General features: G+C 63.7%; 14 protein-coding genes and 1 pseudogene. 10 read left to right on the top strand and 5 right to left on the bottom strand.

Annotated features, from left to right (window positions below):
- The first annotated feature begins 264 nt into the window (after positions 1–264).
- From OB916_RS13520 to OB916_RS13510, 3 genes are all read left to right on the top strand, one after another.
- Positions 265–720, top strand: coding sequence for a YbhB/YbcL family Raf kinase inhibitor-like protein (locus OB916_RS13520; RefSeq protein ID WP_315909824.1), 456 nt, complete (start codon positions 265–267; stop codon positions 718–720).
- A gap of 59 nt (positions 721–779) precedes the next feature.
- Complete coding sequence (locus OB916_RS13515; protein ID WP_315909823.1) at positions 780–1,829, top strand: NAD(P)/FAD-dependent oxidoreductase; 1,050 nt, start codon at positions 780–782, stop codon at positions 1,827–1,829.
- A gap of 86 nt (positions 1,830–1,915) precedes the next feature.
- Positions 1,916–2,203, top strand: coding sequence for a DUF7545 family protein (locus tag OB916_RS13510; protein ID WP_315909822.1), 288 nt, complete (start codon positions 1,916–1,918; stop codon positions 2,201–2,203).
- On the opposite strand, the gene OB916_RS13505 is transcribed toward OB916_RS13510, so the two are convergent.
- A complete protein-coding gene (locus OB916_RS13505; protein WP_315909821.1) occupies positions 2,184–3,737 on the bottom strand; it encodes an Hvo_1808 family surface protein in 1,554 nt (517 codons plus the stop codon). The genes OB916_RS13510 and OB916_RS13505 overlap by 20 nt on opposite strands.
- A gap of 318 nt (positions 3,738–4,055) precedes the next feature.
- On the opposite strand from OB916_RS13505, the gene OB916_RS13500 reads away from it, so the two are divergent.
- From OB916_RS13500 to OB916_RS13490, 3 genes are all read left to right on the top strand, one after another.
- Positions 4,056–5,345 carry an O-acetylhomoserine aminocarboxypropyltransferase/cysteine synthase family protein gene (locus tag OB916_RS13500; RefSeq protein ID WP_315909820.1) on the top strand — a complete coding sequence of 430 codons (1,290 nt, stop codon included), beginning with the start codon at positions 4,056–4,058 and terminating at the stop codon, positions 5,343–5,345.
- 3 nt (positions 5,346–5,348) lie between these two features.
- Positions 5,349–6,557, top strand: coding sequence for a homoserine O-acetyltransferase MetX (gene metX, locus OB916_RS13495; protein ID WP_315909819.1), 1,209 nt, complete (start codon positions 5,349–5,351; stop codon positions 6,555–6,557).
- A 79-nt stretch (positions 6,558–6,636) separates the two neighbouring features.
- Positions 6,637–7,611: an ROK family protein gene (locus OB916_RS13490; protein ID WP_315909818.1), complete on the top strand. Its 975-nt coding sequence runs from the start codon at positions 6,637–6,639 to the stop codon at positions 7,609–7,611.
- A 73-nt stretch (positions 7,612–7,684) separates the two neighbouring features.
- Here OB916_RS13490 and OB916_RS13485 read toward each other — a convergent pair whose 3' ends face one another.
- Complete coding sequence (locus OB916_RS13485; RefSeq protein ID WP_315909817.1) at positions 7,685–8,863, bottom strand: Cdc6/Cdc18 family protein; 1,179 nt, start codon at positions 8,861–8,863, stop codon at positions 7,685–7,687.
- Positions 8,864–9,053: 190 nt separating this feature from the next.
- Positions 9,054–9,254, bottom strand: coding sequence for a hypothetical protein (locus tag OB916_RS13480; RefSeq protein ID WP_315909816.1), 201 nt, complete (start codon positions 9,252–9,254; stop codon positions 9,054–9,056).
- Between the two features lie 195 nt (positions 9,255–9,449).
- Between OB916_RS13480 and OB916_RS13475 the strand changes: the two genes are divergently transcribed.
- Positions 9,450–9,884 carry a hypothetical protein gene (locus tag OB916_RS13475; RefSeq protein WP_315909815.1) on the top strand — a complete coding sequence of 145 codons (435 nt, stop codon included), beginning with the start codon at positions 9,450–9,452 and terminating at the stop codon, positions 9,882–9,884.
- Positions 9,885–9,930: 46 nt separating this feature from the next.
- Here OB916_RS13475 and OB916_RS13470 read toward each other — a convergent pair whose 3' ends face one another.
- A complete protein-coding gene (locus OB916_RS13470; RefSeq protein ID WP_315909814.1) occupies positions 9,931–11,070 on the bottom strand; it encodes a hypothetical protein in 1,140 nt (379 codons plus the stop codon).
- 3 nt (positions 11,071–11,073) lie between these two features.
- A pseudogene (gene glpK / locus OB916_RS13465) lies at positions 11,074–12,606 on the bottom strand (glycerol kinase GlpK).
- A gap of 248 nt (positions 12,607–12,854) precedes the next feature.
- Here glpK and glpA point away from each other — a divergent pair.
- The 3 genes from glpA to OB916_RS13450 are packed head-to-tail and all read left to right on the top strand — an operon-like array spanning position 12,855 to position 17,189.
- A complete protein-coding gene (gene glpA / locus OB916_RS13460; RefSeq protein ID WP_315909813.1) occupies positions 12,855–14,603 on the top strand; it encodes an anaerobic glycerol-3-phosphate dehydrogenase subunit GlpA in 1,749 nt (582 codons plus the stop codon).
- Positions 14,593–15,867, top strand: a complete 1,275-nt coding sequence (gene glpB / locus OB916_RS13455) for a glycerol-3-phosphate dehydrogenase subunit GlpB (RefSeq protein WP_315909812.1) — start codon at positions 14,593–14,595, stop codon at positions 15,865–15,867. Before glpA ends, glpB begins: the two co-directional genes overlap by 11 nt.
- Positions 15,864–17,189, top strand: coding sequence for an anaerobic glycerol-3-phosphate dehydrogenase subunit C (locus OB916_RS13450; RefSeq protein WP_315909811.1), 1,326 nt, complete (start codon positions 15,864–15,866; stop codon positions 17,187–17,189). Before glpB ends, OB916_RS13450 begins: the two co-directional genes overlap by 4 nt.
- The last annotated feature ends 2 nt before the right edge of the window (positions 17,190–17,191 follow it).

Genomic DNA, 17,191 nt, shown 5'->3' with positions numbered 1-17,191 from the left:
AAGACCTCTCCCGCTACGCCCGCCCCCTCCGAGAAGTCCTCGACCGCTTCGAAACCGAATCCGAACACGAATTCTACTTCCCCACCGGACCCGGATCCGGCAACACCACGAAGCCGGGCGCCGACGAATAGTCACACTTCCGCGCGGTCTTTTGCGGCCGTCACGTTCGCATACCCACTTTTTTCCTTCTGCCGATCCAATTTCGTATTGCCCAGCAGGCCTGCGACGGACGGATGGTCACCTGGCAAACGGGGGTAGACACGCATGACACAGCTCACGATATCGAGTCCAGCATTCCGTGACGGCGAACCGATCCCCGACGAGTACGGCTATACGGAGCGGAACGTGAATCCACCCTTTCGTATCTCCGGCGTCCCCGAGGAGACAGAGACGCTGGCGCTCGTGATAGACGATCCCGACGCCGTCGAACCGGCCGGCAAGGTCTGGGATCACTGGGTCGTCTGGAACGTTCCGCCGGAGCGCGAGAAGATTCCGGAGGGCTGGGACGCCGATGACGCCGTTGAGGGACGCAACGACTACGGCGAGCGGGGCTACGGCGGGCCGAATCCGCCGGACAGAGAGCACACCTATCGAATCCACCTCTACGCGGCCGACACCGAACTGGAACTGGGACGCCGCACCGATGCCGACGACTTGCGTGACGCGCTGGAAGGACACGTCATCGATGAAGCGACACTCGAAGGGACGTACGCGCCGTAGTCGTGTCGTTTTCCTGATACCGCAAGGTACAAACGCCACCCAGCAGTACAGGGGTGTACATGAGTACAGACGCCGATCACCATCGACTCGTCATCGCTGGAACCGGGATCGCGGGCCTGACAGCCGCCATCTACGCGGCGCGCGGGAACAACGACCCGCTCGTTCTGGCTGGTGACGAACCCGGTGGACAACTGACGCTCACCACCGACGTCGAGAACTATCCCGGATTCCCGGATGGCATCGGCGGCCCCGAGCTGATAAACAATATGAAAGAGCAGGCGAAACAGTTCGGAGCCGAGATACAGAACGGCGTCATCGAGCGGGTCGAGGAAGGTGACCCGGTCGAGATCGAGCTCACGAACGGCGAGACACTGACGACGGACGCGTTTGTTGCGGCGTCCGGCGCGAGCGCGCGGACACTCGACATTCCCGGCGAAGACGAACTGATGGGCTACGGCGTCTCGACGTGCGCGACCTGTGATGGGGCTTTTTTCCGTGGCGAGGATATGCTGGTGATCGGGGGCGGCGACGCGGCCATGGAAGAGGCCAACTTTCTGACCAAGTTCGCAGACACCGTCTACATCGCTCATCGCCGCGAGGACTTCCGGGCCGAGGACTACTGGGTCGACCGCATCATGGAGAAAGTCGACGACGGCGACGTCGAATTGCTGAAGAACACGGAAGCGACCGAGATCCACGGCACACAGGCCGACGGCGTCGATCACGTGTCGCTGGTGCGCCATCCCGACGGCCACCCGAAAGAGAAGATTGACGCCGGACGGAGCGAGGAAGTCGAAGAGTTCGAGCTAGATGTCGGCGCGGTCTTCCTGGCGATCGGGCACACGCCGAACACCAGCTATCTCGAGGAGACGGCCGTCGAACTGGACGAGGCCGGCTACATCCGGACTGAGGGCGGGACCGGCGGGGGTCAGACCCGTACCGGCGTCGATGGCATATTCGGCGCGGGCGACGTCGTCGATTATCACTACCAGCAGGCCGTGACAGCCGCCGGCATGGGCTGTAAAGCGGCGCTCGACGCCGACGAGTATCTCGAATCGGTCGAATCGACGAGCGAGGCCAGCGTCGAGACAGCCCAGACGGACGACTGAACGGATCGGTCGTACGACGCTGGCACGTCGCTGGCGGACTGTTTTGGATCCGAAGACCCTTGAGTGCGGTCGCCGAAAGCAGTGGTATGGCTGACGACACCGTCACGCTGACGATCGAAGACGACGACACGACCGACGAACTCACCGTTCCGATCGCGATGATCGAGATGCTCCGCGAGGAAGAAGGCGAGACGCCAGCCGAGATTATCGGCGACATCGCCATGTTCGGGCTGGCTCAGCGGATCCACGGCGCGATCCACCACGGCCAGGGCGAACCGCCACAGGAGGTCAAAGACGCCGAAGAACTGACGATGGAGTTGTTCGAGGAGCGGTTCGGTTCGAGCTACGGCGAACTCACCGGTCACGACCACTAGACCGCTTTCTTTTTGCACTCGTCGCGGCGATCAACGCGATCAGCGCTGCGGCAATCCCGAACCCGGGACCGTCACCGTCGGCCGTCGTCCCGGAAGATGTCGTCCGCGCCGGGTCGGTAGTCGCGTCCCGAGTCGCAGGCGTGGTGGGCGTTTCCGACTCTCTCGTGTCTGGTTCGCTGTCCCCGTGCACTGCCGAGAGCGCTTCGACGGACGGAGCGTTCACGATCCGGACCGCGTTCCCGGTCTGATTGACGGCGAACGCATCGGCAAACGTTCCGGTCTGAATCTCCCAGACTCGATCTGTGATCTGCGTGCCACCTTCGGAGCTGAGCTGGCCGCGATACGCGTCGGCGAACGCCGCGGCCGTCGTCTCGTTCGACCAGTGCGTCTCCCAGACGTATCCGTCAGCCGAGCCGTTGGTGTACGGGTAGAGTGCACCGTTGCGCCAGGCCAGTGCGGCGTCGCCGATCGTCACTGACAGTCCCATCGCACCGACGCGGTCGGGAGCAGCCTGGCGCGTCCAGTTGTCGTCCGATCGATCGGGCACGGACAGCGGCGACGCCGGGGCGATCCCTGTCTGGCGTACGGGCTCGGTCTCCTCGCCATGCAGTGCGGTGACGCTGTATTCCGGCGGGTTCCGATGCGCGCCGTCGACAGCGTCGAACCCGCCCCGATCGATCAGTCGGCCGACGTACTCGCTTCCGAGCGTGTACGGGGCCCGGAGATACGGAAGCAGACCGAACTCGACGAAGTTCGAGCGGCCGGTCGCGAACGAACCTCGGTCGACGCAGTCCCACGACCCGTTGGTGCAGTGCTGGTCGTAGACGCTATCGAGATGACTCGCCTCACCCTCGACCAGAGCGTCTTTGGCGTTCTCGCCGTCGAGCGTCGCCCGCTGGTAGCGATCAGCGTCAAGATCGAACTGCTGGTGCTGCAGCTCGTGAGCCAGCTCGTGAGCCATCAACGTCGGCGGGGCGGTCGGCTCGCCGGGGTCGTCAGTGATCAGAACAACCGTCTCCGAGCCCTCCTCGGCGGCCCACCCGACGACGCTCCCGACGAGGGTCTCGAAGACGACTCGATCGGCCTCGCGGTCCTCGCCGACGACGAACAGCGCTTCCCACTGCTGGTCGGTGCCGCGAAACTGCGTGACGTTGCCGTCGATGCGATCGGCGACCTCGTCGGGGCCGATGAACTCGATCTCGACGTCGTCGGTGAACTCCAGCCCGCGGATCTTCTCCAGTCGGGCCATCGTGCGGTACTTGTATCGCTGCAGTTCGGACTCGGAGAGCCCGTCGGACTGGTCGACCTCGATGGATTCGTTGTACCAGTACCCGCCCTCCCAGCCGATCCGGTCCTCTGGAGGGTCCAGGAGCGTGTCGCTGGACACAGTTGCGGTCGCATTGGCGCCGCTGTTGCCGGGTTGCTCCGACAGCGATACGCCCGTCTCGCTGCCGACGAAAGTAGCTGAACCGACTGTGGCGCCTGCCACGACGAGCCCCACCAGGAGGATCAGACCGAACCGTGAGACTCCCATCGTTCCCCGAAAAGTCCATCGTCTCAATAACCGTTTCGGCTGCCTGACCGGAGGCAACACTGCCAGCTACCGAAAGAGCACGTCGAAAAACGGCCCGGCGCGGACCGATACTGTCACAGCCCACGACGGACCGAAAACGTCGCAGCCAGATGGCTGCTGTCCTACGACCGCTGGAGATACTCACTACCAGCGGAGCTAGCTAACCGGTCAGTAAGTATAATTCTTGGGGTCAACCGCTCCAAAAAGGCCGCTCTTCGTCTCCGCGAATATTGCCGTAACTATCAGTTATAGGAACGTGTAGATATATGAGCGTAGTACATGACTCAGCAGGATTCGACGAAGGGACAGCGTTTCGGCACGCGCTGTGTCCACGCGGGTCAGCGACCGGACCCGGAGACCGGAGCGGTCGCACCGCCGATCTATCAGACGACGTCCTACGCGTTCGAAGACGCCGACCGCGCGGCCGACCAGTACGCGCTGCAAGCGGAGGGCAACATCTACTCGCGATTCGACAATCCCACCGTTCGAGCCCTGGAACGGCGGCTGGCCGACCTCGAAGGAGGGGTCGACGCCGTCGCGACCGGGTCGGGGATGGCTGCGCTCGACGCGGCGACGTTCTTGCTGGCCGAGGCGGGCGACAATATCGTCTCGGCGTCCTCTATCTACGGCGGGACGCACAGCTACTTCACGAAAACCGCGAGTCGTCGTGGTATCGACGCCCGTTTCGTGGACACCCTTGATTACGACGGTTACGCCGAAGCGATCGACGAACGGACGGCTTACGTCCACGTCGAGACCATCGCCAACCCGTCGCTGGTGACGCCGGACATCGAGCGCATCGCCGAGATCGCGGGCGACCGCGGCGTCCCGCTGCTCGTCGACAACACCTTCGCGACGCCCGCGCTCACGCAACCGCTCGAACGCGGCGCGGACCTGGTCTGGGAATCCACGACGAAGTGGATCCACGGCTCGGGGACGACAGTAGGAGGCATCCTCGTCGACGGCGGTTCGTTCCCCTGGCGAGAACACGCGGAGAAGTATCCCGAGATCGGAAGCGAAAACCCCGCGTTCGATACGAACTTCGCCGAACAGTTCGGTGATCGTGCCTTCACCGTGGCCGCTCGCCAGCGCGCAGTCCGGAGCCTGGGCGACGGGCAGGCACCCTTCGACGCCTGGCAGACCCTCCAGGGCGTGGAAACGCTCGCCGTGCGGATGGAGCGCCACTGTGAGAACGCCGCTCGCGTCGCCGAGTGGCTCGACGACCACGAGGAAGTCGCCTGGGTCCAGTATCCCGGACTGGAGAGCCACGAGACTCACGACAACGCCACCGAGTACCTGGAGGGTGGGTATGGCGGCATGATCGCGTTCGGGCTGGAAGGCGGGTACGAGGCGGGGAAACGGCTCTGTGAAGAGACCGAACTCGCGCAGTTCCTGGCCAACGTCGGTGACGCCAAGACGCTGATCATCCACCCGGCGTCGACGACCCACGCACAGTTGAGCGAAGGCGAGCAGCGCGAGAGCGGCGTCACGCCCGACCTCGTTCGGCTGTCGGTCGGGATCGAAGACGCCAGAGACATCATTGCGGACCTCCAAGCAGGGATCGAGTAAGCCATGGAAGTCGAGCGCGGGACGGTCTCGCTGGGCGAGTTCGAGTTCGAGTGTGGGGAATCGATCCCGGAGCTTGAGGTCGCCTATGAGGCCTACGGGGAGTTCACCGGCGACAACGCGGTGCTCGTGTGCCACGCCCTGACCGGCAGCGCGCACGTCGCCAGCCATCGCGACACAGCCGAGACGAGCGGCCAGGCCCGGGCCTGGTGGGACGACATCGTCGGCCCCGGGAAGGCGATCGACACCAACGACTACTACGTCATCTGCGCGAACGTGCCCGGTTCCTGCTACGGGACGACCGGGCCGGCCAGCGAGAACCCCGCGACGGGCGAGCCCTACGGGACGGACTTCCCGCCGGTGACGATCGGCGACTGGACGGAAACTCAGCGCGCGCTGCTGGACGAACTCGGCGTGCCCGCGTTGCACGCGGTCGTCGGCGGCAGCGTCGGCGGGATGAACGTCCTCGAGTGGGCCAAGCGCCACCCCGACCACGTCGATCGGATCGTCTCGATCGCAGCCGCTGCCCGGGTCGATCCACAGTGTCTCGCGTTCGATGCGATCGCTCGCCGGGCAATCACGACCGATCGAAACTGGAACGGCGGCGACTACTACGGCGGCCCCGATCCCGAGGACGGGCTCGCCATCGCCCGCCAGATCGGGCACGTCATGTATCTCTCGAAGGCCAGCATGGAGAAGAAGTTCGGTCGCCGGGCGGCAGGTCGGGACGCCGTGCGCTCGTTCCCAGCCGATCCAGCGGCGTCGTTTTTCCCCTATCGGGACGTCGAATCGTACCTGGACTACCAGGCCGAGCGGTTCGTCGGACGCTTCGACGCCAACAGTTACCTCTATCTGACCCGTGCGATGGACAACTACGATCTCGCTTCGGGGTTCGAGTCGGACAGCGACGCGCTCGCGGCCTTCAGCGGCGAGGCACTGGTGATGTCCTTTACCGCCGACTGGCATTTCACCGTCGATCAGGCCGAAGAACTGGCCGAATCACTCAGAGACGCGGACGTTCGGACTGCTCACCACGTCGTCGAGTCCGACCACGGCCACGACGCCTTCCTGGTCGAGCCCGGCAACGTCGGCCCGCCGCTTTCGGACTTTCTCGACGACGGCGTCGACGGGACAGCGGTCTCTGACACCGAAGACGACGAGATCGAGGAGAGTCGCGAGTTCGCGCCCGTCCACAACAGCCTCTTTTCGGCCTGAATACATGACAGGTCAAAATCACACGCTGTCGCGAGTAAATATGTGCAGTTAAGTACGGCAAGAACGATACGCCGATAGTATGGCCACATACGCAGGGGTCGACCTGGGTGCGACGAACGTTCGCGCCATCGTCGGCGACGAAACTGGCGCAGAACTGGGACTACACAAACAGCGGACGCCACAGGGGCCGGCAGGGATCACGGTCACCGAGGCGGTCCTCGAAACCCTCCGGATCGCGTGCGAGGACGCAGGCGTCGACCCGACCGACCTGCGTGGGGTGGGAATCGGCTCGATCGGGCCGCTCAATCTGACGGACGGTGCCGTCGAGAACCCGTCGAACTTGCCCGACAGCATCGATCGGATTCCGCTCGTCGGGCCGATCCAGAACCTCGCCGGGACCGACAACGTCCACCTTCACAACGACACGGTCGCCGGCGTGATCGGCGAGCGGTTCTATAGTGAGCGCAACCCGACGAGCATGATCTACCTGACGATCTCGACGGGCATCGGTGCCGGGGTCTGTGTCGACGGCAACGTCCTGAGCGGCTGGGACGGCAACGCCGGCGAAGTCGGACACATCACGCTCGACCCGGACGGGGAGATGGAGTGTGGCTGTGGAAAACCCGGCCACTGGGAAGCCTATGCGTCCGGACAGAACATCCCCCGGTACGCCAGACGGCTCTACGAGGCCGAAGACTGGGAGACGGAGATGGACGTACTGGACGAGGACTTCTCGGCGATCGACGTCTACGCCCACGCCGGCGAGGACGAGTTCGCCGATTACGTCATCGAGCGGGTCAACGACTGGAACGTCCAGGGGTTCGCGAACCTCATCCACTCCTACGCGCCGCTGGTCATCTACGTCGGCGGCAGCGTCGCGCTCAACAACGAGGAACTCGTCATCGACCCGATCCGCGAACGGCTCGAAGATCACGTTTTCATCAACATCCCCGACATCCAGCTGACCAATCTCGGCGACGACGTGGTGTTGAAAGGTGCACTCGCCAGCGGTCTCACGCAGGGGACGGGCGACCGGAACCGCGTCCCGGAGTGAACACACGGAGTATTGTACGTCTATTCCGCATCAACCGCGGGGCGGTCGGAGCGGTAAATTACGATAATCCGTATCAGGCCCGGTGGGACTGCAGATCGTACAGCCGTCTGAACACCAGCGTCGGAAACCTGGGTTCGACCCTGCTTGGCGGTCGACCGTGTCCGTCTGTGCGTGACGTCGAGACGCGTTCGACGATCCCCCGTTCTGCCAGTTCGTAGAGAAAGCGTTTGACAGTCCCCGGCGAGAGATCGATGTCGTCGATCGCGGCGATCGCTTCCGTCGTCACAGTGACGGAGTCACGCTCTTCGGAATCGAGATCGAGCAACTCGCGCAGCACGCGCTGACGATTCTCCCGCAGCGAGAGGACGACGCCGAGCGAGACGCAAGGCGAGGGGACCGCCTCGATGCCGGCTTCGACGTCTCTGTCGCGGATGCGCTCGACACCGGCAGCGTCGGCCCGGTCGGCCGCACCGAACAGCGCCGCCAGCGCGTCGTGTGCGTTCCCACCAGCCCAGGACGCGATCTGTCGCGCCTGCGAGTGTTGTAACGCGTCGCGGGCGAGCGCGTCCGACCCGCGGGTCATCAACACGTCGATCAGTACCTGTTGTCCGTACCCCGGTATTTCGATCTCCTCGCCCGACCATTCCTCGCGGACGTCGCCCTGGAGCGTTCGTCCGATCAGCGCGAGCGAGACAGACCGGCCAAACGGTTCGAACCAGTCGATAAGTGACTGGGCTGTCAGTGAGTCGGGCTCGTCGACGTGATCGACGGCCAGGACCACCCCGGAACCGCCGCCGACCGCATCGTGAAGTCGAGACCGAAGCTCGGCCGTGCTCACGCCCTGCTGGGGCACGTCGTCACTCGACACCGCCTGTAATACCCGGTGATAGAGCTGGAATTCGCTGTTGGCGGTCCGCGCGTCGACGTAGACGAACGTCGGCAACTCGACCGTCTGCGCGCGCGTCGACGTGTGTATCACGGCGTGTGGCTGGACTGTCATCGATCGCAGTCTGTCGAACAGCGCCGTGACGATTGCCGACTTGCCACTGCCCGGCGGACCCCATATGTATACGTCCGGGGGAACCGTCCCGTCGAATACGGGATCCAGATGATCGAGCAACCGCTCGAGGATCGGCCCGCGACCGACAGGCTCCTGGACGTGTGCGACTGGATTCAACGGCTCGTAATCGAGGACAATCGGCCGGTCGACACCTCGTCGCCGCCGACGCCTGATCCGCTGGTCGAGATCCATTGTTAATCTTTATTGTATGACTACTACTGGCCCGGCAGGAATAAAAAAGGATTCGGTCCTATAACAACAGGCTTCGTGGCTCGTTCGGGAGCTCGGGGGTGAGTCAGTGTCATCGTATTCGCTGTAATTGTTTCTGGTGCGATCGCTGCTATGCGAAGGCGGACCCGGCATTGATTTACAACAGCCACTTTCAGTACGCGTCGATGAGACGCTTGAGGACGAGCGTCACGACGAGGTAGACGAGGGCGCTGAAAACGCCCATGATCAATCCGACGACGGCGCGTACCATCGCTGGTTCGTCGAGCGCGAGAGCGATGAAAACGGTCATGATCGCCGCGACAACGAGGAAGTTGCGCTGATCGCGCTCCTCGATCGGTAATCCGTCGATCATACTGTCCGTGATTCGGTGAGCGTTCATAATAGTTGCCCGATACGCCTCGCTGACGACAGTCCAGAGGAGTCTTTATCGCTGATCGACGTGATGGCGACCGACAGCATACTATCCCGGTCGACGACGCCGAATATTGACTGGCGGTCCCGCGTTCGGCTGTAAGAATTAAGCGCGTGGGCACACTTTGTCGCAGGTATGTCCAACCAGCAGGTTGAGGACGCGTTGTTGAAAGCTGACCGGTGGAGCAAAGTCATCGCGCTGTTTTTCGCGATGGGAATGTTCGGACTCGCGACAATCCTAACAGAGGATCTCCATATCAGCGCCGCGATCGCGGCGTTCAGTGCCGTCGGTGTTCGGATCTACGTGCCCTATCACGTCAGCGTCTGGGGCGAGGACAGCGACGGTCTCTCGAGTCAGTCGTACGAACTGACCGGCAACTACCACCACGGTGCCGCCGGGATCGCACTCGTCGTCGCCTCGTTCGCCGCACTGGCCGTCTTGGTCGTTGGGCCCTCGGTTCACGGAGCACTCGCCACCGGCACTACAAGCGCAGTCTACGGCGCACTCGGCGTCGGCATTAGTGTCGGCGCGGTGCTGTTCGTGCTCCTTCGACAGATACTGCCGTCGTAGCTCACTCGTTCGTCCAAAAAAAAAGCGTCAGATCAGCTGCTTTCGTTTAGAGTCCGCCGGGGACCCACACGGACGTCTCGAAGACGCCCAGGAACGCCAGCAGCCAGATGATCGAGATCGATATGAAGATAGCGAACGCCGGAGGGTCCACGTGGGTCGCACCGTGCGCGTAGAAGATCCGCTGGCCGGCCTCACCGATGAGCGCGCCGATCATTCCGAAGATGGCAGCCACGAGAATGCCGACGACCGGATCCTGCCCGGCAAGTATCGCGTCATTCCCGACCTCGAGCGTGACCGCGAAGTACGCGGTCGCACCCGGGAGCGTCATATGGTGAGTTACCGGGATCTGCGCGACGCCGAGGTTCAAGAACAGCAGCGACGCGGCACTCAGGCCGAACCCGAAGAAGACCGCGTTAGCCGGAGACGCTGGCGCGATCTGCAGACCTGCGTAGGCCGCTGCGGCCCCCGCGAAGACACCGATCGTAGCGACGTGGCCCCACTTGTACTGGTGGCCCAGCCACGGTTCGACGGCGAGCATGTCCGAGTTGTCTTTCTCGCCGTCGCCGAAGTTGTGGTTGTTACCCATCTCCTCGCGCTCGAACGGCCCCATGTCGAAGCGGCCGCTCGCCTTGTCGCTGACGACACCGAGGATCGAGTAGCCGAAGACCGCCCGGTGCAGGAACGCACTGGCGACGACGGTGAACGCGATGGGGTCAGTTGGCACAGCGAGGTTTCGGAACACCTGTTCGAGCCCGATGCCAAACAGACCGAACGCCGCACCGACGGCGAGTACGTCCGGTCGTGTTCCTAACGCGAAAGTAATGTCTTTCCCGTTATGGTATGCGAATCCGGACTCCATGATCCCGTTCTTCGCTGCGTAGGCGGCCGCTGCCGCGCCACCGGCGAACGAGATGTGCGGGCCGAACACCGGGCCGAACCCGACACCAACCATGTTGCCTCCGGCGACGCCAGCGATGACGAGGAACCCGGTGAAGACGAAAGCCGGGAGTGCGCCGAGCGCGGCACCGAACGCGCCACCGGCCGCGGCACCGAGCCAGATCTCGGGGTTGTCGACGAGAACGCTCGTGACTGCGTCGAGATCTCCCCACGTGTGCTCGGTCCCGGACTGCAGTACTACGTTCGCCGAATCGGCTACGAGTGCTGGATCGATAAGCTCGACAGCCATACGTTATTCCTCCCGTGCCCAGTCGAGCGAGCGCTCGACTGCGTCTTCCCAGCGGTTGTGCAGTTTATCCGCCTTGTTCGGGTCCATCTCCGGCGAGAACTCGCGGTCGACCTGCCAGTTGTCCCGTAGCTCGTCCAGCGTCTCCCAGTAACCGACGGCCAGCCCGGCCGCGTAGGCCGCGCCCAGCGCCGTGGTCTCGTCGACCTGCGGACGCGCGATGTCGGTCTGGATGATGTCAGACTGCAGCTGGACGAGGAAGTTGTTCTTGACCGCGCCACCGTCGACGCGGAGGCGGGTCATCTCGACGCCGGAGTCGGCCTGCATCGCCTCGGCGACGTCGCGGGTCTGGTAGGCGATCGATTCCAGCGTCGCTCGCACGATGTGCTCGCGGCGGGTGCCACGAGTCATGCCGACAATCGTCCCGCGTGCGCGGCCGTCCCAGTGGGGCGCACCCAGGCCGGTGAACGCCGGCACCATGTATACGCCGTCAGTAGAGTCGATCGAGCGTGCTAGTTCGGCCGTCTCCGTGGGGTCGTCGATGAGTTCAACGTCCTCGAGCCACTCGATCGCGGCACCAGTAATGAAGATTGACCCCTCCAGCGCGTACTGGACGGGCTCGCCCGTGCGCTGGAAGCCGACGGTCGTCAGCAGGCCGTGTTCGCTCTCCACGACCTCGTTGCCCGTGTTCATCAGGAAGAACGATCCCGTCCCGTAGGTGTTCTTCGCGTCGCCGGCGTCGAAACAGGTCTGGCCGAACAGCGCGGCCTGCTGGTCACCGAGCGCGCCGGCGACCGGCACTTCCGCCTCGAGGAACCCGTCGGCGTCCGTGTAACCGTAGTAGTCCTCGTCACTGGACGGGCGGACCTCCGGCAGCATGCTCTCGGGCACGCCGAACTCTTCGAGGAGTTCGTCGTCCCATTCCATGTCGTTGATGTTGAACAGCATGGTCCGGGACGCGTTGGAGACGTCCGTGATATTGTTGCCGGTCAGGTTGTAGGTGAGCCACGCGTCGATAGTCCCCATCATGAGCTCGCCGTCCTGGGCTCGCTCCATCAGGTCCTGCGGTCGCGCGCGCTACATCTTGACCGGGTCGCCTTCCGAGAGTAGCCACTCGACTTTCGTCGCCGAGAAGTACGCGTCGGCTTCCAGCCCCGTCTTCCCGCGGATCCATTCGACCTTGTCCTCCTCCTGGAGTTCTTCGACGCGGTCTGTCGTCCGGCGGTCCTGCCAGACAATCGCGTTGTGAACCGGCTTGCCAGTCTCGGCGTCCCAGACGATCGTCGTCTCACGCTGGTTGGTGATCCCGATCGCCTCGAGCTGACTGGCCTCGATCCCGGCCTTCCCGAGGGCCTTGATCACGACATCTTTGGTGTTCTCCCAGATCTCCATCGCGTCGTGCTCGACCCAACCCGGCTCCGGATAAATCTGTTCGTGTTTTTCGTAAGCGCTCGCGGCAACCGTCCCGTCATGGTCGAAGACCATGAAGCGAGTGCCGGTTGTCCCCTGATCGATCGCACCGACGTATGTGTCTGACATAGTTTGTAGTCTCGTGCCCACGGCACACTTTACGGATAGTGCCGTGTTGGTAGTAAAACTCACAGTGAATGATTATAAAACTGCCGCAAATTTGCCGGTGAATTCGAGAGGAATCCCCGCTCTAGCCCTATTTCGATGAAATATTACTTCACACTTCGATACTCCGATCACGTAACTCAATTCTTTATCGGCAATACCGGAACAGTGGTAACTATAAAGTACGTTCAGGACGGATATCGATCTATCGGATGGCTTCCACACCACACGTTCTCGTGATCGGCGGGGGTTCGACCGGTATCGGCATCGCGCGCGATCTCGCGATGCGCGATCTGGACGTGACACTCGTCGAGCAGGGGAACCTTACGCACGGGACGACCGGCCGGATGCACGGCCTGTTACACAGCGGCGGCCGCTATGCGGTCTCCGACCAGGCCAGCGCGAAGGAGTGTATCCAGGAGAATCGCGTCCTCCGGGACATCGCAAGTCACTGCGTCGAGATGACCGGCGGCATGTTCGTCAAGCGCCCGGAAGACACGGAAGAGTACTTCGAGAAGAAACTCGAGGGGTGTCGGGAGTGTGGCATTCCTGCGGAGGTTATCTCCGGCGAGGAGGCACGCAAGCGCGAGCCACATCTCGCGAAGGACATCGACAAGGCGATCGCCGTCCCGGACGGGGCGATCGATCCGTTCCGGCTGGTCGTCGCCAACGCTGCCAGCGCCGAGCAACACGGCGCACGCATCGAGACCCACTCGCCGGTGACCGACCTGCTGATCGAAGACGGCGAGGTCGTCGGCGTCGAGGTCAAGCACAAGTCCGGTCCCGGGATCCGCGTCCACGGGACCGAAGGCGGCACCGAAGAGATCCGCGCCGATTACGTCGTCAACGCCAGCGGGGCCTGGGCAGGCCAGATCGGCGAGATGGCTGACGTCGACATCGAGGTCCGACCCTCGAAAGGCGTGATGACGATCATGAATATCCGGCAGGTCGACACGGTCATCAACCGCTGTCGTCCGAAAGGCGACGCCGACATCGTCGTTCCTCACGAGACGACGGCCATCCTCGGGACCACCGACGAGGAGGTCGAGGACCCGGAGGACTACCCCGAAGAACAGTGGGAAGTCGACCTGATGATCGACACGCTCAAAGAACTCGTCCCGATGCTTGAGGAGGCCCGGACGATCCGCTCGTTCTGGGGCGTACGCCCGCTGTACGAACCGCCGGACGTCGGCAGCGAGGACCCGACCGACATCACGCGGGACTTCTTCCTGCTGGATCACGAGGAGCGCGACGATCTGCCCGGCATGACGAGCATCGTCGGCGGGAAGTTCACGACGTATCGACTGATGGCCGAGAAGATCAGCGATCACGTCTGCGAGCAGTTCGACATCGAGCGCGAATGCCGGACGGCCGACGAACCGCTCCCGGGCAGCGAGGACTTCTCCGTCCTGCGCGATTACATGGAGGAGTTCGGGCTTCGATCGCCGATCGGCCGGCGCAGCGTCGAGCGACTGGGGTCGCGCGCGGACGAGGTACTCAAGACCAACGAGCCGAACCCGGTCATCTGCGAGTGCGAGGGCGTCACGCGCGCGGAAGTGCAGGACGCTATCAAGCAGTCGGGATCAGACCTCAACGCCGTCCGTATTCGGACCCGGGCCTCGATGGGCAACTGTCAGGGCGGCATGTGCGTCCACCGACTGGCCAGCGAACTCCACGACACCAGCGTCGACGGCGACACCTTCGACGAAGCGATCGCCCGCGAAGCCTGGGACGAACTCCTCCAGGAACGCTGGAAGGGGCAGCGCCACGCACTCTGGGGCGAACAGCTCTCGCAGGCGATGCTGAACTACGCGCTGCACGCGACCACGCAGAACCGGGACAACGATCCTGCGGACGGCGAGCCGGTCGACTTCGCGGCATTCGACGCCGGTGGCGACCACGTCGGGGACGCCAGTGGCACCGACGTCGCGGCCGACGGGGGTGAGACCGATGGCTATTGAATCCGACGTGCTGGTGATCGGCGGCGGCCTCGCAGGGTTGTCGAGCGCGATCTCGGCCGCGCGCGAGGGCGCGGACGTGCGCCTGGTCACGTACAAGCAGAGCACGCTTCGGCAGGCGTCGGGGCTGATCGACGTGCTCGGGTATACGCCCGACGGAGACGGACCGCTCACTGACCCTTACGAGGGGATCGATGCGTTGCCCGAAGACCATCCCTACCGGATCGTCGGCGTCGATACCGTACGGGACGCGATGTCGATGTTCGATGAGGTCGTCGATACCTATCAGGGCGGCCACACTGACACCAACGCGCTCCTGCCGACGTACGGTGGCACCGTCAAGCCGACAGCTCGCTATCCCGACGGTGCGTCCGCGGGTCTCGCCAGCGACGACCGGGACCTCCTGCTGGTCGGGTTCGAGGCGATGCCCGACTTCGACGCGCCCCACGTCGCGGCGCATCTCCGGGCGGCCGGCGTCCCGTTCGACGTGCGCGGCGTGACGATCCAGTTCCCCGGTGAGCTGATGGACGACGCCAAAGTCACTCGCTACGCGAAGTTGCTGGAGAACAACGGCCCCGTGACGGTTCGTGGCCGCGAACGCGGAGCCCGGGACGCGCTGGTCGAACGGATCAACCCGGAGCTCGAAGACGAACCCCGTGTCGGCTTGCCGGCCGTCCTCGGTGACGACGACGCTGCCGGCGTCCGGGCAGCACTGGAAGCGGAACTCGGCGTCGACGTCTTCGAGGTACCCGCGACGCCGCCGTCGATGCCCGGCGTCCGGCTCGAAGACCGATTGTTCGAGGCCCTCGACGAAGCCGGCGGCAACTTCGAGAGCGGCAACCCGGTCGTCTCCTTCGACGGACAGGACCGCGTCGAGACCGTCTACGTCGACAAACAGGACGCGCGAATCCCCTTCAGCGCTGATCAGTACGTGCTGGCGACTGGCGGGCTCGTCGGCAAGGGCGTCGAGTCCGACCGCGAGCGCGTCTACGAACCGATCTTCGACTGTTACGTTCCCCATCCGGAGGACCGCTACGACTGGTTCGACGAGGCCGTGTTCGGCGAGCATCCGTTCGCCGGGTTCGGCGTCGATCCGGATCCCGAGCTTCGGCCGCTCGACGCCGGCGGGTCGCCCGAATTCCAGAACCTTCGGGCCGCCGGCTCAGTGCTCGGTGGCTATGACTTCGCGGCCGAAAAATCCGGGAGCGGGGTCTCGATCGCGACAGGATATCACGCTGGCCGAATCGCGGCACAGGAGGCACAATGAGCGACGCTAGAGATCCGACAGAGTTCGACCCGATCGTACCGAACACAGGCGAGGAGTACGAGCCCCTGGAGGTCTTCCCCGAAAGCGGTAGCTTCGACCTCCGTCCCGGTGCCGACTCCTGTTATAAGTGTTCTACCTGTGATACTAACTGCCCAGTCGCGGAGGTCGACGACGACTTCCCGGGTCCGAAGTTCCAGGGGCCCGAGCAGTGGCGACTCAAGCAGACCGACGACGACTACGTGATCGACTCGTCGATCTCGGAGTGTTCGAACTGCTTGCGGTGTGATACGTCCTGTCCGTCGGGCGTCAACCTGGCGCAGATGCACAACACTGCTCGCGGGGAGTACGTCGAGAACCAGGTCCCGAAGTTCTCAGTCAAGTACATCCGCAACCGGATCCTCGCGAACTACCGGACCTCCGCGTACTTCGCGAGTATGCTCCCGCGGACGGCCAACTTCTTCATGAACTTCGGCCCGGTCAGGTGGGCGATGGAGAAAGTCCTGCACGTCCCGAGCGAGCGGGAGTTCCCCGAGTTCGCCACCCAGACGTTCCGTCAGTGGTGGGCCGAACGTGGCGGCGCGAAAGTCCACTCGGACGAAAAGAGGATCGCGTACTTCCACGGCTGTTACTCGAACTACAACACCCCACAGGTCGCGAAGGCGCTGGTTCGCATCTACGAGTACTTCGGTTACGAGGTCATGGTGCCGGAACAGAAGTGCTCGGGGACGCCGATGTTCGCGAACGGGATGCTCGACGACGCCCGTCGCCACGCCGAGACCAACGTCGAAAGCCTCACCGCGGCGATCGAGGACGGCGCGGACATCGTCGCCTCGTGTACCTCCTGTTCGATGGCGCTGCGCAACGAATACCCCGAACTGTTCGACATCGACGGGATCGACGACCTCGCCGCGCATACCTACGACGCCGTCGAGTACCTCCGGATCCACACCGACGTCCGCCAGGAGCTCGAGCAGGCGGAAGTTTCGGGCGAACTCGCCGAGGAATTCGCCTACCACGCGCCGTGTCACGCACGCAGCCAGGGGCTCGAACGACAGGCCATCGAACTCTTCCGAAACCTCGACGGCGTCGAGATCGAAGACGTCGGCGACTCCTGTTCGGGAATCTCGGGTACCTACGGCTGGAAGTCTGAAAAATACGAGAAGTCGATGGAGATAGGCTCGGAGATGTTCGAGCACATGGAGGACTCCGGCGGAACGACCGGGATGACCGAGTGTCCCACCTGCGCGAGTCAGATGGAACACGGCACCGGCTACGACATCCGCCATCCGCTCGAACTCATCGAAGCCGCCCTTATCGACTGATC

The organism is Halapricum hydrolyticum (assembly GCF_025517535.1).
Taxonomy (GTDB): Archaea; Halobacteriota; Halobacteria; order Halobacteriales; family Haloarculaceae; genus Halapricum; species Halapricum hydrolyticum.
Note: the sequence above shows the minus strand (reverse complement) of the source record. Positions and strands in the feature narration are given on the sequence as shown.

Coding starts and splice junctions, on each gene's coding strand:
- OB916_RS13520 (WP_315909824.1), top strand. CDS start 265: ATGACACAGCTCACGATATCGAGTCCAGCATTCCGTGACGGCGAACCG.
- OB916_RS13515 (WP_315909823.1), top strand. CDS start 780: ATGAGTACAGACGCCGATCACCATCGACTCGTCATCGCTGGAACCGGG.
- OB916_RS13510 (WP_315909822.1), top strand. CDS start 1,916: ATGGCTGACGACACCGTCACGCTGACGATCGAAGACGACGACACGACC.
- OB916_RS13505 (WP_315909821.1), bottom strand. CDS start 3,737: ATGGGAGTCTCACGGTTCGGTCTGATCCTCCTGGTGGGGCTCGTCGTG.
- OB916_RS13500 (WP_315909820.1), top strand. CDS start 4,056: ATGACTCAGCAGGATTCGACGAAGGGACAGCGTTTCGGCACGCGCTGT.
- metX (WP_315909819.1), top strand. CDS start 5,349: ATGGAAGTCGAGCGCGGGACGGTCTCGCTGGGCGAGTTCGAGTTCGAG.
- OB916_RS13490 (WP_315909818.1), top strand. CDS start 6,637: ATGGCCACATACGCAGGGGTCGACCTGGGTGCGACGAACGTTCGCGCC.
- OB916_RS13485 (WP_315909817.1), bottom strand. CDS start 8,863: ATGGATCTCGACCAGCGGATCAGGCGTCGGCGGCGACGAGGTGTCGAC.
- OB916_RS13480 (WP_315909816.1), bottom strand. CDS start 9,254: ATGATCGACGGATTACCGATCGAGGAGCGCGATCAGCGCAACTTCCTC.
- OB916_RS13475 (WP_315909815.1), top strand. CDS start 9,450: ATGTCCAACCAGCAGGTTGAGGACGCGTTGTTGAAAGCTGACCGGTGG.
- OB916_RS13470 (WP_315909814.1), bottom strand. CDS start 11,070: ATGGCTGTCGAGCTTATCGATCCAGCACTCGTAGCCGATTCGGCGAAC.
- glpA (WP_315909813.1), top strand. CDS start 12,855: ATGGCTTCCACACCACACGTTCTCGTGATCGGCGGGGGTTCGACCGGT.
- glpB (WP_315909812.1), top strand. CDS start 14,593: ATGGCTATTGAATCCGACGTGCTGGTGATCGGCGGCGGCCTCGCAGGG.
- OB916_RS13450 (WP_315909811.1), top strand. CDS start 15,864: ATGAGCGACGCTAGAGATCCGACAGAGTTCGACCCGATCGTACCGAAC.